The sequence below is a fragment of the Microbacterium sp. NPDC060132 genome (genome assembly GCF_042729675.1).
In the GTDB taxonomy this organism is placed as follows: Bacteria; Actinomycetota; Actinomycetes; order Actinomycetales; family Microbacteriaceae; genus Microbacterium; species Microbacterium sufflavum.
This window is the reverse complement of sequence record NZ_JBHWXU010000001.1, coordinates 3,136,255-3,155,212: the sequence shown is the minus strand read 5'-3', so window position 1 is coordinate 3,155,212 and position 18,958 is coordinate 3,136,255. Positions and strand designations below refer to the sequence as shown.

At 70.3% G+C, this 18,958-nt stretch carries 19 protein-coding genes and 1 tRNA gene; 11 read left to right on the top strand and 9 right to left on the bottom strand.

The genetic code is table 11. The features are described 5' to 3' along the window. Positions 1-19: 19 nt before the first annotated feature. Positions 20-751, top strand: coding sequence for a TetR/AcrR family transcriptional regulator (locus ACFWCH_RS15260; protein ID WP_378803755.1), 732 nt, complete (start codon positions 20-22; stop codon positions 749-751). Here the strand turns inward: ACFWCH_RS15260 and ACFWCH_RS15255 are convergent, their stop codons facing one another. Beyond that, positions 752-1,444, bottom strand: coding sequence for a trimeric intracellular cation channel family protein (locus tag ACFWCH_RS15255; RefSeq protein WP_136030119.1), 693 nt, complete (start codon positions 1,442-1,444; stop codon positions 752-754). Between the two features lie 34 nt (positions 1,445-1,478). On the opposite strand from ACFWCH_RS15255, the gene recO reads away from it, so the two are divergent. Both recO and ACFWCH_RS15245 read left to right on the top strand, forming a co-directional pair. After that, on the top strand, positions 1,479-2,222 hold the full coding sequence (gene recO, locus ACFWCH_RS15250; RefSeq protein WP_136030121.1) for a DNA repair protein RecO: 744 nt from the start codon (positions 1,479-1,481) through the stop codon (positions 2,220-2,222). Further along, positions 2,219-3,022 carry an isoprenyl transferase gene (locus ACFWCH_RS15245; RefSeq protein WP_378803754.1) on the top strand — a complete coding sequence of 268 codons (804 nt, stop codon included), beginning with the start codon at positions 2,219-2,221 and terminating at the stop codon, positions 3,020-3,022. The genes recO and ACFWCH_RS15245 overlap by 4 nt, the downstream gene beginning before the upstream one ends. Here ACFWCH_RS15245 and ACFWCH_RS15240 read toward each other — a convergent pair. Next, positions 2,962-3,573 carry an AAA family ATPase gene (locus ACFWCH_RS15240; protein WP_378803753.1) on the bottom strand — a complete coding sequence of 204 codons (612 nt, stop codon included), beginning with the start codon at positions 3,571-3,573 and terminating at the stop codon, positions 2,962-2,964. The genes ACFWCH_RS15245 and ACFWCH_RS15240 overlap by 61 nt on opposite strands. Before the next feature lie 56 nt (positions 3,574-3,629). Between ACFWCH_RS15240 and ACFWCH_RS15235 the strand changes: the two genes are divergently transcribed. Next, on the top strand, positions 3,630-4,304 hold the full coding sequence (locus ACFWCH_RS15235; protein WP_378803752.1) for a DsbA family protein: 675 nt from the start codon (positions 3,630-3,632) through the stop codon (positions 4,302-4,304). A 69-nt stretch (positions 4,305-4,373) separates the two neighbouring features. Here the strand turns inward: ACFWCH_RS15235 and ACFWCH_RS15230 are convergent, their stop codons facing one another. After that, the gene (locus tag ACFWCH_RS15230) at positions 4,374-5,582 is read right to left on the bottom strand and encodes a metallophosphoesterase family protein (RefSeq protein ID WP_378803751.1); all 1,209 of its coding nucleotides are present in this window, start codon (positions 5,580-5,582) and stop codon (positions 4,374-4,376) included. A gap of 154 nt (positions 5,583-5,736) precedes the next feature. Then, complete coding sequence (locus ACFWCH_RS15225; RefSeq protein WP_136036920.1) at positions 5,737-6,231, bottom strand: glutathione peroxidase; 495 nt, start codon at positions 6,229-6,231, stop codon at positions 5,737-5,739. 59 nt (positions 6,232-6,290) lie between these two features. On the opposite strand from ACFWCH_RS15225, the gene dusB reads away from it, so the two are divergent. The 6 genes from dusB to ACFWCH_RS15195 all read left to right on the top strand — a co-directional run bounded on the left by dusB (position 6,291) and on the right by ACFWCH_RS15195 (position 13,232). Next, positions 6,291-7,445, top strand: coding sequence for a tRNA dihydrouridine synthase DusB (dusB, locus tag ACFWCH_RS15220; RefSeq protein WP_136030131.1), 1,155 nt, complete (start codon positions 6,291-6,293; stop codon positions 7,443-7,445). Continuing rightward, a complete protein-coding gene (locus tag ACFWCH_RS15215) occupies positions 7,435-8,820 on the top strand; it encodes a deoxyguanosinetriphosphate triphosphohydrolase (RefSeq protein ID WP_378803750.1) in 1,386 nt (461 codons plus the stop codon). Before dusB ends, ACFWCH_RS15215 begins: the two co-directional genes overlap by 11 nt. Continuing rightward, entirely contained in the window at positions 8,820-10,679 is a 1,860-nt protein-coding gene (gene dnaG / locus ACFWCH_RS15210; RefSeq protein WP_378803749.1) for a DNA primase, read from the top strand. The genes ACFWCH_RS15215 and dnaG overlap by 1 nt, the downstream gene beginning before the upstream one ends. Positions 10,680-10,716: 37 nt before the next feature. Next, on the top strand, positions 10,717-11,490 hold the full coding sequence (locus ACFWCH_RS15205; RefSeq protein WP_136030137.1) for an ATP-binding cassette domain-containing protein: 774 nt from the start codon (positions 10,717-10,719) through the stop codon (positions 11,488-11,490). Positions 11,491-11,587: 97 nt separating this feature from the next. Then, positions 11,588-11,663, top strand: a tRNA-Asn gene (locus ACFWCH_RS15200). Positions 11,664-11,816: 153 nt separating this feature from the next. Continuing rightward, on the top strand, positions 11,817-13,232 hold the full coding sequence (locus tag ACFWCH_RS15195; RefSeq protein ID WP_378803748.1) for an amino acid permease: 1,416 nt from the start codon (positions 11,817-11,819) through the stop codon (positions 13,230-13,232). Between the two features lie 3 nt (positions 13,233-13,235). Here the strand turns inward: ACFWCH_RS15195 and ACFWCH_RS15190 are convergent, their stop codons facing one another. Further along, positions 13,236-13,748: a septum formation family protein gene (locus tag ACFWCH_RS15190; RefSeq protein ID WP_206251150.1), complete on the bottom strand. Its 513-nt coding sequence runs from the start codon at positions 13,746-13,748 to the stop codon at positions 13,236-13,238. A gap of 118 nt (positions 13,749-13,866) precedes the next feature. Beyond that, positions 13,867-14,433, bottom strand: coding sequence for a peptide deformylase (def, locus tag ACFWCH_RS15185; RefSeq protein ID WP_136036925.1), 567 nt, complete (start codon positions 14,431-14,433; stop codon positions 13,867-13,869). Positions 14,434-14,494: 61 nt separating this feature from the next. Between def and ACFWCH_RS15180 the strand changes: the two genes are divergently transcribed. After that, on the top strand, positions 14,495-15,598 hold the full coding sequence (locus ACFWCH_RS15180) for a DMT family transporter (protein ID WP_308194377.1): 1,104 nt from the start codon (positions 14,495-14,497) through the stop codon (positions 15,596-15,598). 86 nt (positions 15,599-15,684) lie between these two features. Here the strand turns inward: ACFWCH_RS15180 and pgl are convergent, their stop codons facing one another. Genes pgl through zwf form a run of 3 tightly spaced genes read right to left on the bottom strand, consistent with a single transcriptional unit; the run spans position 15,685 to position 18,952 of the window. Beyond that, positions 15,685-16,464 (bottom strand): 6-phosphogluconolactonase, encoded by a 780-nt coding sequence (gene pgl / locus ACFWCH_RS15175; protein ID WP_168387194.1) that lies wholly within the window; start codon positions 16,462-16,464, stop codon positions 15,685-15,687. A gap of 5 nt (positions 16,465-16,469) precedes the next feature. Beyond that, on the bottom strand, positions 16,470-17,405 hold the full coding sequence (locus ACFWCH_RS15170) for a glucose-6-phosphate dehydrogenase assembly protein OpcA (protein ID WP_136030148.1): 936 nt from the start codon (positions 17,403-17,405) through the stop codon (positions 16,470-16,472). Beyond that, positions 17,402-18,952 carry a glucose-6-phosphate dehydrogenase gene (gene zwf / locus ACFWCH_RS15165; protein ID WP_136030150.1) on the bottom strand — a complete coding sequence of 517 codons (1,551 nt, stop codon included), beginning with the start codon at positions 18,950-18,952 and terminating at the stop codon, positions 17,402-17,404. Before zwf ends, ACFWCH_RS15170 begins: the two co-directional genes overlap by 4 nt. Positions 18,953-18,958 lie beyond the last annotated feature (6 nt).

Here is an 18,958-nt window from a genome sequence, read left to right as displayed (position 1 = left end):
GACGGCTAGGCTATTCCCGATGGCGAAGAATCTGGTCGATCTGCTGTGGCGTGACAGTGCCGCTGAGACCTCGTCGCGCCGTGGACCGCGAGCCCGCCACTCCACCGACGACGTCGTGACGCGCGCGATCGACCTGGCCGATGCCGACGGCCTCGCCGCGGTCACCATCCGCGCTCTGGCCCAGGCATTGGGCCTCACCCCGATGTCGATCTACACGCACGTCAACAGCCGGGCGGATCTGCTCGTGCTGATGGCCGACGCGGTCCACGGACAGCGCGCACCGTCGGGCGACGCCGACGGGTGGCGAGCCCGCGTCCGCCTCGTCGCCGCGCACAACCTCGCCCTCTACCGCGCGCACCCCTGGCTGCTCGACGTGCACGACCCGCGCGCCGCTCTCGGCCCCGGGACCATCGCGACGTACGATCGCGAGCTCCGCGCCTTCGACGGGCTCGGCCTCGACGACGTGGAGCGCGACGCGGCCCTCACGTTCGTGCGGGAGTTCACGCGGTCCGCCGCCGCGCGCCTGCGTGACGCCGCGGAAGCGGAGGACTTCGCGCCGATCTGGGCGGACGCCGCTCCGCGGCTCGCGGGCTACCTCGGCGACGACTACCCCCTGGCGCAGGCCGTGGGCCGGGCCGCTGGCGAGGCCATGGGCGGCCCATCCGATGCGGACGCGGCCTGGGAATTCGGGCTCGCGCGCGTCATCGACGGGCTCGCCGGTCTGATCGAGACCCGAGACGCGGCGCCCTGATCAGTCCTTCGGCTTGACGATCGCGATGGCCCCGGTCTCCGCGGCGACCTTGCGGCGGTAGAGGCGGCGCTGCTCCGGCAGGGACACGTCGAACGTGACCGCCAGGATCCGGATGACCGCCGTCACGACGATGCCGACGATCGCGGCCAGCGTGATCGGCATGCCGACCGCGTTCGCGATCACGATGAACGTGCATCCGGCCGCAGCCGCGACCGCGTACAGCGAGCCGACGTGCATGATCGCCGTCGGCAGGCCCATCAGCATGTCGCGCAGCACGCTCCCGCCGACCGCGGCGCAGACGCCGATGAACACGGCGGGCACCTCGGGGATGCCGAACGCGAGGGCCTTGCTCGTGCCGAAGGCACCGAACATGCCGATCACCACGGCGTCGAGCACCACGATCGCGGTGTTGAGGCGGGTGAACAGTCCCGCGAGCAGCATGCCGAGGAGCGCGGCACCGGCAGCGGTCACCAGGTACCACTGGTTCTGCAGGGTCGCGGGCGTCTGCCCGAGCAGGATGTCGCGGATGAGACCGCCGCCCATGCCGATCATGATCCCGATGATCGCGACGCCGAGCCAGTCGAGCCGCCGCTGCCCCTGGAATCCGGCGGCGAACATGGCACCCTGCACCCCGCCGAGCCCGACGCCGAGGAGGTCCGCCCACAGCGGAATGGTGAAGAGCGGTTCGGTCACCCGTCCATTGTCCCGCACGGAGGATAATCGGAAGGTGCCCACCTACCGAGACGAAGCGGTGATCCTGCGCACCCACAAGCTGGGCGAGGCGGATCGCATCGTCACGATGCTGTCGCGCCGGCACGGCAAGGTGCGGGCGGTCGCGAAGGGCGTGCGGCGCACGTCGTCGAAGTTCGGCTCGCGGCTCGAACCGTTCATGGTCGCCGACGTGCAGCTGTACGAGGGGCGCTCGCTCGACATCGTGCAGCAGGCGGAGTCGCTCGGCGCGTACGGCACCGACATCGCGGCGCACTACGACCGCTTCACCGCGGCCAACGCGATGGTCGAGACCGCCGACCGGCTGAGCGACGCGGAGGCCACACCGGAGCAGTACCTGCTGCTGGTCGGCGGACTGCGTGCGCTCTCGCGCGGAGAGCACGTGCCGCGCAGCATCCTCGACTCCTACCTCCTGCGCGTGATGTCGCTGTCGGGGTGGGCGCCGTCGCTCGACGACTGCGCCCGCTGTGGTGCCCCGGGTCCGCACACCGTGTTCGTCGCACAGCTGGGCGGGCTCGTGTGCCACGCCGACGCCCCCGCGGGCAGTCCGCGCATCGCCGAGAAGACCCTGGCACTGCTGCGCGCGCTCATCCGCGGCGACTGGGAGCTCATCGACGCGGCGCCCCACGCCGACACCGCTGCCGCCTCCGGCCTGGTGGCGGCCTATGCCCAGTGGCACCTGGAGCGCGGCATCCGCTCTCTCGCGCACGTCACCACCACCCCGGGAGAAGGAGCACGGTGAGCCCGAAGCCCTACACGCACAAGGACGCCGTCGCCTACCGGCCGCTCGACTGGACCGGGGTGTATCCGCCGCCGTTCCCCGCGGTGCCCGAGCACGTCGCGATCGTGATGGACGGCAACGGCCGCTGGGCGAACCGCCGCGGCCTCAGCCGCATCGAGGGGCACAAGGCGGGGGAGGAGGTGCTGCTCGACGTGGTCGCCGGCGCGATCCAGGCCGGGGTGAAACACCTCTCGGTCTACGCCTTCTCCACCGAGAACTGGGCCCGTTCGCCCGAGGAGGTGCGCTTCCTGATGGGCTACAACCGCGACGTGCTGCACCGCCGCCGCGACCAGCTCAACGAGTGGGGCGTGCGGGTGCGGTGGGCCGGGCGCAAGCCGCGCCTGTGGGGCAGCGTCATCAAGGAGCTGCAGTACGCCGAGCAGCTCACCCGCGGCAACGACGTGCTCACGCTCACGATGTGCGTGAACTACGGCGGCCGCGTGGAGCTGGTCGACGCGATGCGGGCGATGGCCGCCGACGTCGCATCCGGGCGGCTCAAGCCCAACGCGATCACCGAGAAGACCGTCCGGCGTCACCTCTACGTGCCCGACATGCCCGATGTCGACCTGTTCCTGCGCAGCTCGGGCGAGCAGCGCACGTCGAACTTCCTGCTGTGGGAGTCGGCCTACGCCGAGATGGTGTTCCTCGACACGCTGTGGCCCGACTTCTCGCGCGAGGAGCTGTGGCGCGCGATCGGCGTCTACCTGTCGCGCGACCGGCGCTTCGGCGGCGCGATCGACACCCCGGACGCCTCGGCCTGAGCACGCAGCCAGCGCTCCGTCTCGCGCGGGTGCGTCAGCCGCACGACGATGAGGTGCGGGAAGCGCTCGACGTAGCCCGGCATCCGCTCGCTCCAGGTGTGCAGCGTCTTCGTCTGCCACGCGAGGATGTTCTGCTCGGGGTCGCGGTTGAGCAGGTTCCACGGCCCCTTCTCGCGGTTTCCGTTCCAGAGTTCCCTCCGTAGGATGCCGCGGGCCAGCGTCCGCCGCAGCAGCCGTCCCCGCACCACCGGGTACGGGTAGTCGAGCCACAGTGCGAGCTGGGCGCGCGGCGTCAGGAACGCGTCCGTGCCCTTGCTCGTGTACTGCCACTCGGTCACCCAGCGCTCCTCCGCGGCGTAGGCGCGCACGTCGTCGAGGAACTCCGGGCGCGGAGTCCAGCCCGGCCCGTGGAACAGCGCGTCGATCTCGACGTGGCGGAGCCCCCACAGCTCGCCGAGGCGACGCGCGAGGGTGGTCTTGCCCGAGCCCGTGACGCCCGCCACGAGCACGCGCTCCGGCCGATGAGGGAGCGGGTCGTCGGCGGAGAGCATCCGAGCATCCTACCGAGCACGGAATACCCCGGGAGTGCATGCGGTTGGAAGAAGGTGTGACTGAACCCATCTCCATCGACATCTGGTCCGACATCGCCTGCCCGTGGTGCTACATCGGCAAGCGCAATCTCGAGAAGGGTCTGGAGGCGGTCTCCGCCGACGAGGACGCCCCCCGGGTCACCGTCACGTTCCACTCGTTCGAGCTCTCGCCCGACACGCCCGTCGACTTCCACGGCGACGAGGTCGACTTCCTCGCCGGGCACAAGGGCGTGCCGCGCGAGCAGGTCGAGCAGATGCTGTCGCACGTCACCGGCGTGGCCGCGGACGCGGGGCTCGAGTACCGCTTCGACCTGCTGCAGCACACCAACACCGTGAAGGCGCACGAGCTGCTGCACTTCGCGAAGGCCGAGGGGCTTCAGCACGAGATGGAGGAGCGGCTGATGTCCGCGTACTTCACCGAGGGCAAGCACGTGGGTCGCATCGACGACCTGGTAGCGCTGGCGGCCGAGGTCGGCCTCGACGCCGACAAGGCCCGCGCCGCGCTCGAGAGCGAGCAGTATCTGCCCGACGTGCGTCAGGATCAGGCGCAGGCCCGGGCGTACGGCATCCAGGGCGTGCCGTTCTTCGTGGTCGACGGCCAGTACGGCATCAGCGGTGCGCAGCCGCCGGCAGCGTTCGAGAACGTGCTCCGCGACCTGTGGGCGCAGCGCGGCGAGGCCGTCGAGGCCTGACCGCCGCCGGCCGAGAGGATCAGAACGGCGGGGACCCGATCGCGGGCCCCCGCCGTTCTCTCGTTCGCGTCAGACGCGCTGCTGGCGAGGTGCCAGCGGCAGGGGTTCCATGGGCTGGTCGTCGGCGGTGAGATCGATGCCGAGGTCCTTCGCATAGACGACCCGCGAGGCGATGCTCACCTGATCGCCGCTCTCGGTCAGCTCGAACACACGCCCGCCGCGGAGGCGGTTGCGCTCCGCTCCGTCGAGGCCGTACGCACCGAAGCCGGTTCCCGGCGCGTAGCCGAGCAGCACGCCGTAGTAGTCGCCCATGTAGTCGTTGACGTGGTCGTGGCCGACGAACACGCCCTTCACGTCGCCGCGCTCGACGATCGCGTTGAACATGCCCGAGTTGAAGGGCCCGGGGCACTCGTCCTCGTTGCGCTCTCCGACGATGCCGTGGCGCGCGCGGCCGCGGGCGGCGTCGGCCTCCGTGCGGGTGTCCACGCCGCCCCACCACATGAACCGGTGCTCCCAGAGCGCGATGTGGAGGAACATGAGGGCGGGGACCTTGCGGCCGGCGCGCTGCTCGAGCCGCTGCGACTGCTCGCGATACCAGGCGACCTGGTCCATGCGCACCCAGTCCCAGGTCGGGTAGCCGGCGAAGTCCTGTCCGGCGAGGGCGTCCGGGGCGTAGCGGCCGGAGTCCAGCAGCCAGAGCGCGAACGCCTCCCGGTTCTTCTTCGCCGACGAGCCGATGGTCAGCAGCGTGTTGCTGGTGCCGGTCACGCCGCGCGTGTTCTCCGCGTTCACGTTGTACTCGTACGAGCGGTAGATCTTCAGCATCCCCGCCTCGTCCACGCCCGACTGCGGGAGCGAGTCCTCGTCGTGGTTGCCGTAGGTCACCGCCCACGGGATGCCGCGGGACTCCATCGGCCACACGACGTTGTTGATCGCCTGCTTCACGGCGAGACGGGTCTCGCATCCGCCCGTGATCACGTCGCCGTTGATCACCACGAGGTCGGGCTGCTCCTGGTCGAGCACCTTCTCGATCAGCTCGACGGTGCGGCGGTCGGTCTGCTCGTCGTCCTGCGTGTCGTTGAACTGCACGACCGTGAAGGTCCCGTCGGCGCGGAACCGCAGTCCACGCGCGGCCTTCGCTGTCGAGGCGGCCACGGTCGTGTCGGCGGCGGCGGCGGCGGCGGCGGTCGTGGTGCCGAGGGGCAGGGCGGAGCCGAGGGCGCCGAGCGCTCCGGCGGTGAGGACGGTTCGCCGGCTGATCGGCAGTCGGTCGGGCATGCGGTGTCTCCTTCATCTGCGGCGGGTGTGGCCGCAGGGGAGACTAGGGGCGCCGGATGGCGAGGGTCTGACGAGCGCGTGAACACCGCGGCCGTTCGAGGGCCGCGAGCAGCCCGTTCCGGGTGACGCGGGGGTGAACGAGCGCGGCCCCGGGTCAGCGGGGGAGTGCGGCCTCGATCGCCTCGACGATCTCGGGGGAGTCCGGCTTCTGCTTCGGGCGGAAGCGCAGCACCTCTCCGTCGGGCAGCACCAGGAACTTCTCGAAGTTCCACTCCACCCGTCCGGCCTTGCCGCCCGCGTCAGGGGTCTCCTTGAGCGCCTTGTACAGCTCGGACGCGTTCCTGCCGTTGACCTTGACCTTGTCGTTGACCGGGAAGGTCACGCCGTACGTGGTGGAGCAGAACTCGAGGATCTCGTCGACCGAGCCCGGCTCCTGACCGAAGAACTGGTTGCACGGGAAGCCGACGACCGTGAAGCCGCGGTCGCCGAAACGGCGCTGCAGCTCCTCCAGCTGCTCGTACTGCGGGGTGAGCCCGCACTTGGACGCCACGTTCACCACCATCACCACGTCGGCACCGAGATCGTCGAGGGTCTTCTCCTGACCCTGAGCGTCGGTGAACGGGATCGAACGGAGCGCGGAATCGGTCATATGCACAGCTTAGGTCGCCGCATCCGCAGGGGCTCCGGGTCTGGGAGAATGGACGTGCCATGACTGTCGCCACCGCCCCCGCCCGCCCCCTCCGCATCGGCCCGATCGACCTCGACGTGCCGGTCGTGCTCGCACCCATGGCGGGCATCACCAACACGGCCTTCCGGCGACTGTGCCGGGAGTACGGCGCGGGGCTGTACGTGAGCGAGATGATCACGTCGCGCGCGCTGGTCGAGCGCAACGAGACCACGATGCGGCTGATCCGTCATCACGAGTCCGAGACGCCGCGGTCCATCCAGCTCTACGGCGTCGATCCGAAGACGATCGCGGAAGCCGTGCGCATCATCGTGGCGGAGGACCACGCCGACCACATCGACCTGAACTTCGGCTGCCCGGTGCCCAAGGTCACGCGCAAGGGCGGCGGGGCGGCTCTGCCCTGGAAGTCGAAGCTGTTCGCCGACATCGTGGATCAGGCCGTGAAGGCCGCCGGCGACATCCCGCTCACGGTCAAGATGCGCAAGGGCATCGACCGCGATCACCTCACGTTCCTCGACGCCGGGCGCGCGGCGGAGGACGCCGGGGCGGCCGCGGTGGCGCTGCACGCCCGCACCGCGAGCGAGTTCTACTCCGGCCACGCGGACTGGAACGCGATCGGCGAGCTCAAGCAGGCCGTCACGAGCATCCCGGTGCTCGGCAACGGTGACATCTGGTCGGCCGACGATGCCGTGCGCATGATGGCCGAGACCGACTGCGACGGTGTGGTGGTCGGTCGCGGCTGCCTCGGGCGGCCGTGGCTGTTCGGCGAGCTGGCCAACGCGTTCGGTGGCGAGGGCAAGACGGTCGACGCCACTCTCGGCTTCGTGTCGGATGCGTTCCGCCGTCACGCCGAACTGCTGGTGGAGTTCTTCGAGGACGAGGACCGCGGGTGCCGCGACGTGCGCAAGCACGTGTCGTGGTACTTCAAGGGCTACCCCGTCGGCGGCGACATCCGCACGGGCCTGGCGACGGCGTCGAGCCTCGCCGAGATCGACGAGCTGCTGGGTCGCCTCGACCGGTCGGCACCGTACCCTGGAGCCGACGCCGAGGGGCAGCGCGGGCGCGCCGGCCACCCGAAGAAGACGGCGCTGCCGGAGAAGTGGCTGGAGTCGCGCGAGCTGGCCTCCAGCGCCTCGGAGATGATGCGTGGAGCGGAGATCGAGAACAGTGGCGGATGACCCCTCGGTCGGCGGTCGCGCCGACGACTACCACCCGCGCGACGCCGAGCGCTTCTTCGCCGAGACGCACCGCTCCGAGCGCGACGACTTCGCGCGCGACAGGGCCCGCGTGCTCCACTCGGCCGCGCTGCGCCGTCTCGCCGCCAAGACGCAGGTGCTCAGCCCGGCGAGCACGGCCGACTTCGCTCGCAACCGCCTGACGCATTCGCTCGAGGTGGCGCAGGTGGGTCGCGAGCTCGCCGCGGCGCTCGGCGTCTCCGCCGACGTGGTCGACACCGCCTGCCTGAGCCACGACCTCGGCCACCCGCCGTTCGGTCACAACGGCGAGCGGGCGCTGAACGAGTGGGCGGAGCCGATCGGCGGCTTCGAGGGCAATGCGCAGTCGCTGCGCATCCTCACGCGCCTCGAGGCCAAGGTGCTCGACGCAGACGAGCACTCGGTCGGCTTGAACCTGACCAGGGCCAGCCTCGACGCGACCTGCAAGTACCCCTGGACGGTGGACAGCCCCGTGCCCGACCCGGGCGGCCGGCTCAAGTTCGGTGTGTACCCGGAGGACGAGGCGGTGTTCCGCTGGATGCGCGAGGGGGCGCCCGGCCGCCTGCGGTGCATCGAAGCCGAGATCATGGATCTCTCCGACGACATCGCCTACTCGGTGCACGACTTCGAGGATGCGATCGTCAACGGCTACGTCGACGTGGCGCAGCTCGCCGACCCCGCGGCCCATGAGGCGCTGCTCAGCCGCATCCAGCAGTGGGTGGGCTACGACTTCACGCGCGACGAGCTCGCCGACGCCCTCTACCGTCTGGCATCGCAGCCGATGTGGCTCGCGTCGTTCGACCGCTCGCGGCAGTCGCTCGCTCGGCTGAAGAACCTCACCAGCGACCTGATCGGGCGCTTCGCCCGTGCGGCCGTGTCCGCGACGCGCGAGGCCTACGGCACGGCACCGCTGGTCCGGTACAACGCGCACGTCATCGTGCCGCGCGTGATCGAGGTCGAGATCGCCGTGCTCAAGGGCATCATGGGTCAGGCCATCGTCACGATCGACGCACGAAAGGGCGTGTACAAGGAGCAGCGGCGGGTGCTCAAGCGCCTCGCCGACGCGCTGTGGTCGACCGATGCGCTGTGGTCGGCCGGGGCCGACGTGCTGGAGCCCGCGTTCGCCGCCGACTTCGTCGCCGCCGAGAGCGACGCGGAGCGGGCGAGGGTCGTGGTGGATCAGATCGCGAGCCTGACCGACCAGAGCGCGGTGGACTGGCACAACCGGCTCGTCGGGGAGATCGACCCGGCGGAGGTCGGCATCTGGACCCCGCGTCACGCGAGACCCGGCACGCGCACCCCCGTCACGCGGCGTCCCGTCGCCGAAGGGGCGCACTGATGCCGCGGATCCGGCAGGCCGACGTCGACGAGGTGAAGGCCCGCACGAACATCGCCGACATCGTGGGCGAGCGCGTGGCGCTGAAGTCGGCGGGGGTCGGATCCCTCAAGGGGCTGTGCCCGTTCCACGACGAGAAGAGCCCGAGCTTCCACGTCCGCCAGCAGGTCGGCTACTACCACTGCTTCGGTTGCGGGGAGTCGGGCGACGTGTATTCGTTCCTCCGGGCGATGGACCACGTGAGCTTCACGGAGGCGGTCGAGCGCTTGGCGGGCCGCATCGGCTACACCCTGCACTACGAAGACGGGGGAGCGGCCCCGGAGACCAGTGGCCGCAGCCGCCTGTACGCGGCGAACACGGCGGCGGCGGAGTTCTTCCGCGCCCAGCTGCTGACCCCCGACGCCGAAGCCGCGCGTCGGTTCCTCGGCGAGCGGGGCTTCGACGCCGGAGCAGCCGCGCACTTCGGGGTGGGCTTCGCGCCGCGCGGGTGGGACGGGATGCTCAAAGCGCTGTCGGCGCAGGGCTTCACGCGCGACGAGCTCAGCGCCGCGGGACTCGTGTCGACCGGGCAGCGCGGCGTGTACGACCGGTTCCGCGGGCGACTGGTGTGGCCGATCCGCGACGTGTCGGGACAGACGATCGGGTTCGGCGCGCGCAAGCTCTTCGACGACGACCAGGGCCCCAAGTACCTGAACACCCCCGAGACCCCGATCTACAAGAAGGCGCAGGTGCTGTACGGGCTCGACCTCGCCAAGCGCGACATCGCCCGCGGCGACCCCCGGCGCGTCGTTGTCGTCGAGGGCTACACCGACGTGATGGCGTGCCACCTCGCTGGTCTCACGACCGCGATCGCGACGTGTGGAACGGCGTTCGGCACCGAGCACATCAAGGTGCTGCGCCGTGTCATGGGCGACGACAACGCCTCCGGCGAGGTCGTGTTCACGTTCGACGGCGACGAGGCGGGGCAGAAGGCCGCGCTGCGGGCGTTCACGGAGGACGACCGCTTCAACGCGCAGACCTTCGTGGCCGTGGCTCCGGACGGGCTCGACCCGTGCGACCTCCGCCTGCAGCGCGGCGATGCGGCCGTGCGCGGGCTCATGGACGCCAAGCAGCCGATGTTCGAGTTCGCGATCGACCGCAAGCTCGCCGGCTTCGACCTCTCGACCGTGGAGGGCCGCGTGGGCGCGCTCCGGGCCGCGGCGCCGATCGTGGCGGAGATCCGGGACCGTCTGCTGCGCCCGGGGTACGAGCGTGTACTGGCACGCCGTCTGGGCATGGACCCGACCGAGGTGCACGGCGAGGTCGAGCGGGCGGCTCGGGGCGCGGCGACCGGTGCGCCGAGGCGCGAGACCTCGACCCCCGACGCCACCTCGGGTGGTCCCGCGGTGGCCGCGGTCACGCTGGCGAGCCTGCCCCGCACCGCCGATGTGGCCGTGGAGCGCGACGCCCTCATGGGTGCGCTGCAGTACGGGCACCAAATCGACGCGGTGCTGCTCGACCGTGCCCTGTCGCAGCCGTTCCGCACGCCGGGGCTCGACGCGGTGCGCGAGGCGATCGCGGCGGCCCCCGACCGCAGCAGACCGGGGTGGGTGACCGATGCGGTCAATGCGGTGCGGGAGCCGTACCGGTCGCTCGGCGGCGAGCTGCTGATGACGCCGTTCCCGGCGCGCGACGAGGCGGGGGCGGTCGCCTCCGCGACGGATCTCGCGCGGCGACTGGTGGTGCGGCAGCTCGAGCGGGAGAAGCAGGAGCTCCTGGGTGCGGTGCAGCGCGTCCCGGCGGACTCCGACGGCGGGCGGGCTCTGCGGGTCCGTCTCCGTGACATCGATGTGGAGCGTCAGCGCTTCTCGGCCGAGTCGTAACGGGGCGGGGCGCGGTGCAGCGGGCAGGATGGAAGACATGTCCCGCAGGCCCGTCTCCACGTCCGCGATCGAGTGCTCCGATCTGGTGATCGACCGCATCGGTCACGGCACACCGAACCGCGCGGTGGACGGGGTCACGTTCACCCTGGCGCCCGGCGGGCTCATCTGCGTCGCCGGACCCACGGGGTCGGGGAAGTCGACGCTCGTCGCCGCTCTCGCCGGGTCCACCGACCCCTCCGTGCGCGTGGTGGGCGGCAGCGCCCAGGTCTGCGGCATCGACATCCGCCGTCCCGGTCGCAAGCACCGCATCCTCACGTACCGCACGGGATTCGTGCCGCAGGGTGCGGGCGCGGATCTGCCGCCGCGGCTCACGGTGAACGAGGTCATCGCCGAGCCGATCCTGATCCGCGAGCGCCGCGTCAACACCAAGGCGCTGTCGATCCGTGTCGCGACGCTGTTGGACGAGCTGCACCTGCCCCTGGGGACGGCGTCGAAGTTCCCGTACGAGTTGAGCGCGGGCATGCGGCAGCGCGTCGCGATCGCCCGGTCGTTCGTGCTCGAGCCCCGGGTCCTGATCGCGGACGAGGTGCTGGCCAACCTCGACCTCGAGGTGCGCCCGGTGGTGTTCGACGCGATCACGCGGCGACGCACCGAGGAGGGCATGGCGGCGCTGCTGGTGACGAACGACGCCGATTTCATCCGCGAGCTCAACGCCGAGACGCTCATGCTGCGCGGCGGCCACGTGGTGGCGAGAGGGGTGGGGAAGGACCTGCTCTGGGTGCCCAACGCGGAGACCGATTCCCGCGGCTGATGGCGACACGCCCGGCGTCCGCCGAAGGGCCGTCGGTGTCACGAACGGCCTTCGGAGTTTGCTAAGCTTGTCGAGTTGCCCGCACAGCGGAGCACATTCCTCGGTAGCTCAATTGGCAGAGCAGCCGGCTGTTAACCGGCAGGTTCTTGGTTCGAGTCCAAGCCGGGGAGCCAACGAGAAGAGCCCCCTCCGCGGAGGGGGCTCTTCTCGTCTCCCGAGACGCGTGTCCTTGCGGACGAGACCACTCTGCAGAGTATCGGTCTGTTCACAGTAAAATGTTACTCTCGTCGCACCGCTGACCTCGTTCGCGGTCGAAGGAGAGATCGATGACGACATCCGACCCCCGCGAACTGCGCTCAGGGCTCAAGTCGCGCCACATGTCCATGATCGCGATCGCGGGCGTCATCGGCGCCGGGCTGTTCGTGGGTTCGGGGGCGGTGATCCACGCCGCAGGACCCGCCGCGATCATCGCCTATGCGACCGCCGGGGTGATCGTCGTGCTGGTGATGCGCATGCTGGGGGAGATGTCGGTGATGAACCCCGACAGCGGCTCCTTCTCCACGTACGCGGACCGCGCGATCGGTCGATGGGCGGGCTTCAGCATCGGCTGGCTCTACGCGTGGTTCTGGATCGTGGTCCTCGGCGTCGAGGCGACCGCCGGCGCGTTGATCCTCCACCGGTGGATGCCCGGAGTCCCGCAGTGGGGATTCGCTCTGGCGCTCATGGTGGTGCTCACCCTCACGAACCTGGCGTCCGTCGCGTCGTACGGCGAGTTCGAGTTCTGGTTCGCCGGGGTCAAGGTCGTCGCGATCGCCGCGTTCCTCGTGATCGGGGTGCTGGCGGCGCTCGGCGCGTTCCCCGGGTTCCCCCCACCGGGGCTCGACAATCTCGTGGCCCACGGCGGGTTCTTCCCGAACGGCGTGCTCGCCGCGTTCTCGAGCATCCTCGTCGTGGTGTTCTCGTACTTCGGCTCGGAGATCGCGACGATCGCCGCCGGGGAATCGACCAACCCCACCGTGGCCGTCCGCAAGGCGGTCAATTCCGTGGTGTGGCGGATCATCGTCTTCTACGTCGGGTCGATCTCCCTGATCGTGCTGTTGCTGCCCTGGAACGACGCCTCGATCGCGAAGAGCCCGTTCGTCGCGGTTCTCGACGCGATCGGCATCCCGGTGGCGGCGGTGATCATGGACGTCGTGGTGCTGGTGGCGGTGCTCTCGTGCCTGAACTCGGGCCTCTACACGGCGAGCCGCATGCTCTACTCGCTGGCTCGGCGGGGCGACGCCCCCGCGCTGCTCGGCCGCACGGCGCGGAACGGCTCGCCCCGGTACGCCGTGCTGGCCGCGACGGTCGTGGGGTTCATCACGGTCGGGCTGAACTACCTGTATCCCGACACGGTCTTCCTGTTCCTGCTGAACTCGTCGGGGGCGATCGCCCTCGTCGTCTGGCTCGTGATCGCCGTGTCGCAGATCCGGCTGCGGCGGGCGGCGATGCGCCGAGGTGTGCAGGTGCCCCTGCGCATGTGGGGCTTTCCGGTGCTCAGCTACGTCGTCGTGGCGGTGATCGTCGCTCTGTGCCTGGCGATGTTCCTCCAGCCGGACACCCTCTGGCAGATCACGATCTCGCTCGCGATCGCGGTGCTCGTCAGTGTTGTCGGCATGCTCCGTCACCGCGCCGGAGGCGGCTCGACGCAGAAGGCGGCCGGGAGCGGATCGCTCCCGGCCGCCGATGCGGTGGTGGACTGACCGTCAGCGCGCGGCGCCGGCCAGGGAGCCCTCGACCTGCCCGGCCGGGTCGACGATCAGGCACTGGATCACGCGGTCGTTCGCCTGCTCCCACGAGTCCTGGCTCGGCGTGAGCGTGGTCACGTCGAGGGCCGACTCCTGGTAGCCGATACCGACGAACGAGGTGAACGCGTCGCCGATGCACCCCTCGGACGCGGCGCCGATGGCGTCTTCCGAGTAGTCGCCGTCGTCCATCGTGATCTCGTGAAAGACCTCTTCGTCGTGCGGCTCGGTGCACGGCACGACGTTCGCGTCGGTGAGCATCCCCGAGCCGGTCTCGAGCATGCAGTCGCCGAGCTTCACGGAGAAGACGTCGATGTTGGCGCTCTCCGTCACCTGGCCGGTCTCCTCGTCGCGGTTCGCGTCACCGGAGCCGCTGCCCAGGATGCTGTTGATCGCGCTGCAGCCGCTCAGGGCGAGCGAGGCCGCCGCGATCGATCCTGCGAGCACGAGCGCGCGACGAGTGCGCATCTTCATCATGTTTCCCCTCCAAAGCGTGGTGCGGGGCATGCTGATATATCCCCGCCGCGAACACGCTATAGTGCCCGAAGTCTGTGACGCAACTCGACGGATGCTGTGCGTGGGCTGAAAGCGTTCAGCCCTCGAGGTCGTCCACCCCGGGCAGCCAGCTCACACCGGGGCGACCCCATCCGCGCTTGCGGGCGATCTTCTGCGTGGTCTTCCAGTCGGCGTCCGACAGTCGATCGATGTAGAGCACTCCGTCGAGGTGGTCGAACTCGTGCTGCATGATGCGAGCACGCCACCCATCCACTTCGAGTGTCACCGGCGCGCCGTCGAGGTCGATCGCCGTCACGCGCACGCGATCGGACCGGCGGAGCGGGAACCGCTCGCCGGGGAACGACAGGCATCCCTCCGCCTCGAGATCGGGGTCGGGTGCGCCCGGCTCGGGGGGCGTCATCCATAGCACGGGATTGATCAGCACGCCTCGCCAGGGGCGGTCCTCGTCGTCGACGTAGTTGTACGTGTAGATACGCAACGGCACCCCGACCTGCGGGGCGGCCAGCCCGACGCCGGGAGCGGCGTCCATCGTCTCGAACATGTCGGAGACGAGCGTGCGCACCTCCTCGGTGATCTGCTCGACGGGGGATGCGGGGGAGTGGAGGACGGGATCGCCCATGATGCGAATCGGAAGTACGGCCACGTCACAACCCTAGTCCGCGAGACTCTCCGGGTAGGGTCGTAGTGTGAGCGCAGGGGTGTGGATGGGGATGGCCGAAGACGTCGGCGACCAGCTCGTCGGTGCCTTCCAGAACCCGGGGATCCTTCTCGGCATCCCTCTCGCCCTGGCCGGTGCCGTCTTCATGTCGCTCGGCGCGCAGTACCAGCACCGCGGGGTGGAGAAGGTCGAGCGGCTGAGCGGCTCCACCGGCACCTCCGGGCTCACGTTCGCCCAAATCAAGGGTCTGCTCACGCGCCCGTCCTGGATCATCGGCACGCTGATGCTCGGCCTCGCGATCGTCTGCCAGCTCGCAGCCCTCGTGCAGGCGCCACTGATCGTCGTGCAGCCGCTCGGCGCGATCGCCCTGGTCATCACGACGCTCCTCAACGCGCGGATCTCCGGGCATTCCCCGACCAGGCAGTCGCTCACGGCGATCGTGGCGTGCGTCGGCGGCATCTTCCTGTTCGTGTTCTTCGCGGCGATCTTCGCGACGGAGCAGGACGTCACCGACCGCGAACTGTTCGTGATCCTCGCCCTCCTGCTCGTCGTCATCATCGTGCTCGGTGCGTGCTGGCTGATCCTGCGTCACCGCATGCGCGCGCTGTTCTACGTGATCGGAGCCGGCATCCTGTACGGCTTCGTGGCGACGCTCGCAAAGGTCGTCATCAAGCGCATCGAGGCGGGCCAGTTCGAATGGATCACCGCCGTCTGCGTGCTTGCCCTGGTGTCGGCCGCGGCCGTGGGCGCGTACTTCGTGCAGACCGCCTACAGCTCGGGACCCCCCGACCTCGTGATCGCCGGACTCACGGTCGTCGACCCGCTCGTGGCGGTGCTCATCGGCATGGTCGTGCTGGGCGAGGCGGCCGCCGCGCCGTGGTGGGTGCTCATCATCTTCGCGATCGCCGGGGGCATCGCCGTGTGGGGTGTCGTGGGCCTCGCGCGCTACCACCCGCAGGTGCTCAGCGACAGCCAGGAGCTCGGCATCACCCGGGGCAGCTCGGCTCCGACGCACGCGGACGATGCCGCAGCCGCCGCACCGCCGTCACCGATGCGCGACGCGGCGTCTGCCGTCGAGGAGACGTCCGCCGCTGAAGCGCCGCGCTCTGGCGACGACCCCGAGGCGCGCACGCGCCCCGACGCCCCGTAGCCTCGTCCTCGGTTCGACGCGACGCACGCAGACGCCCGCCCGTCCCCGAGGACGAGCGGGCGCGCGACCGCGGCCGGAGGACCGGCTCAGTAGGTCTGATCGATGAGGTCGGGCGACACCTCGGACGCTGCGGCCTCGTCGACGAAGTACACCGTGCGCTTGCGCCCCTTGGCACCGGCCGCCGGCACGCTCGTGTAGCTCGCGCCCGCCAGTGCGAGGCCCAGCGCGGAGGCCTTGTCCGCTCCCGTCAGCACGAGCCAGACCCGCTTGGACGAGTTCAGGACCGGACGCGTGAGCGTGATCCGCTCCGGCGGGGGTTTGGGGGAATCGCGCACCGGCAGCGCGGCGGCGTCCGTGACCGTCACTTCCTCGCGATCCGGGAACAGCGAGGCGATGTGGCCGTCGGGACCGACACCCAGGAAGCACACCGCGAAGGACGGCCAGGGGTGGTCGTCCGTGCCGAACCGGGCGAGTTCCGCCGCGTACGCGGCAGCGGCCTCGTCGAGGTTCAGACCGCTGTCGGACGCCGCGGCCTCGTGGATGTTCTCCTCGGGCACCGGGATGTGGTCGAGCAGGGCGTTGCGGGACTGGAGCGCGTTGCGGTCCGAGTCGTCGCGGGGAACGAAGCGCTCATCGCCCCACCAGAAGTGCACGAGCGACCAGTCGATGTCCGCCGCGCGCGGGTTGTCGGCGACCGCACGGAGCACGGCCCCGCCCATGGAACCGCCGGTGAGGGCGATGTGGGCGACGCGACCGTTCCTGGTGCGCGCCTTGACGCGGGTGAGGAAACGATCGGCGACCCGGAGGGCGAGGGCTGTCGGGGTGGCCTCGACCACGACCCGCTTCTCTGCGGACGATTCCGACATCGGTGTCACTCTCCCGTCTCGGGCGGACCGAGCTTCTCCCAGCCATCCGTGATGACTCGACCGTACAGGAGATCTGGATCCAATCTGCGCAGCTCCTCGGCGAGGCACTCGCGCAGCGTGCGCCGCGGCAGGTGGAGGTCGTGGTTGGGCTGGTCCGGCTGCGTGAGCACGGCGATGCCGGGCGAGGGACGCTCCAGCAGGATGTCACCGGACTCACGCGTCAGACGCACGGACTTGATGCCCTCCTGCCACTCCTCCGGGCTCTCGTACGACCACCGCACCGGCACGTCCAGCGCCATCTGCAGCCACGCGGCGAGCAGAGCCGTGGAGGGGGAGGCGGCGGCCCCGCGCACCTCGACGGCGGTGATGGTCTCGTACGGCGGCTGATCCAGCACGGCGGCCAGCTGCTCGCGCCAGTGCGTGAGCCGCGTCCACGCGAGGTCGGTGTCGCCGGGCGCGTGCGTGCGGCCGAGCAGCGCGAGCCGGTCGCGCACATCGGGCGAGGTCGCGGCGTCGGTGATCCGGCGCTGCGCGATGCGGCCGAGCGGGGAGGACGACGGCGACGCCGGAGCCTCCTCCGGCCACCACGCCACGACGGGTGCGTCGGGGAGCAGGAGCCCGGTGATCAGGCTCTCCTCGTTGCTGGCGGCGTCGCCGTAGGCGTGCAGCACCACGACCTCGCTGGCTCCGGCGTCTCCGCCCACACGGATCTGTGCGTCCAGGCGGGACTCGCCGTCTCCGGTCGTGAGCACGATCACGCGCATCGGGTGCTCACGCGAGGCGTCGTTGGCCGCGTCGATCGCGGCCTCCGCGACTCCGTTGCGCGCGGAGATGACGAGCGTCAGCACGCGTCCGAGGGCGACCGCGCCGCCCTCCTCGCGCACCTTGACGAGCTGCTTCGCGACCTGGCTGACGGTCGTGTCGGGAAGGTCGATGATCACGGGCGTCTCCAGACTCGTCCGTCGCGGGCCAGCAGGTCGTCGGCGGACGCCGGGCCCCACGATCCCGGAGCGTACTGCTCCACCGGGCCGCCCTGGGCCGCCCAGTACTTCTCCACCGGGTCGAGGATCTTCCAGGAGAGCTCGACCTCCTCGTGCCGCGGGAAGAGCGGCGGGTCTCCGAGCAGCACGTCCAGGATGAGCCGCTCGTACGCCTCCGGGCTCGCCTCCGTGAAGGCGTGGCCGTAGCCGAAGTCCATCGTGACGTCGCGCACGTTCGAGCCTGTGCCGGGGACCTTCGAGCCGAACCGGATCGTGACACCCTCATCGGGCTGCACGCGGATGACGAGCGCGTTCTGTCCGAGCTCGGAGGCGTTGCCCCGGCCGAAGAGGTGCTGCGGTGCCCGGTTGAACACGACGGCGATCTCGGTCACGCGACGGCCGAGGCGCTTGCCGGTGCGCAGGTAGAACGGCACGCCCGCCCAGCGTCGCGTGTCGATCTCCAGCTTGATGGCCGCGTAGGTCTCGGTCGTGGACTCGGGGTTCATGCCCTCCTCGTCGAGGAAGCCGGTCACCTTCTCGCCGCCCTGCCAGCCACCGGCGTACTGCCCGCGGGCCGTCGCGAGCGACAGGTCCTCCGGCACGTGCACGGCGGCGAGCACCTTCTCCTTCTCGGCGCGCAGATGCTCCGCCGACAGGCTGATCGGCTCCTCCATCGCGGTGAGCGCCAGCAACTGCAGGAGGTGGTTCTGGATCACGTCACGGGCCGCCCCGATGCCGTCGTAGTACCCCGCGCGTCCCCCGACGCCGATGTCCTCGGCCATCGTGATCTGCACGTGGTCCACGTAGTTGCGGTTCCAGATCGGCTCGTACAGCTCATTGGCGAAGCGCAGCGCCAGGATGTTCTGGACCGTCTCCTTGCCGAGGTAGTGGTCGATGCGGAAGATCGAGTCGGCCGGGAACGCGACCTCCAGCGCCGCGTTCAGCGCGCGGGCCGACTCGAGGTCGTGCCCGAACGGCTTCTCGATGACCACACGCCGCCACCGCTCATCGTCGTCGGCGTCCTGCCCGACGAGCCCGGAGTCCTTGAGCTGCTTCGCCACCAGCGGGAAGTCCTTCGGCGGGATCGACAGGTAGAACGCGTGGTTGCCCATCGTGCCGCGTTCCACGTCGAGACGCTCGACGGTCTCCCTGAGCTTGCGGAAGGAGTCCGGGTTGTCGAACTCGCCGGACACGAAGCGGATGCCCTGCAACAGCTGCGCCCAGGTCTCCTCGCGGAACGGCGTCCTGGCGTGCTCCTTCACCGCGTCGTACACGACCTGCGCGAAGTCCTGGTCCTCCCAGTCGCGTCGGGCGAACCCGACCAGAGCGAACCCGGGGGGCAGCAGGCCGCGGTTGGCGAGGTCGTACACCGCGGGCATGAGTTTCTTGCGCGACAGGTCTCCCGTGACGCCGAAGATCACGAGGGCGCTGGGCCCCGCGATCCGGTTGAGCCGGCGATCGTCGGGGTCGCGCAGCGGGTTGTGCCCGCGCGAGAGGGGAACAGTCATCGGTGG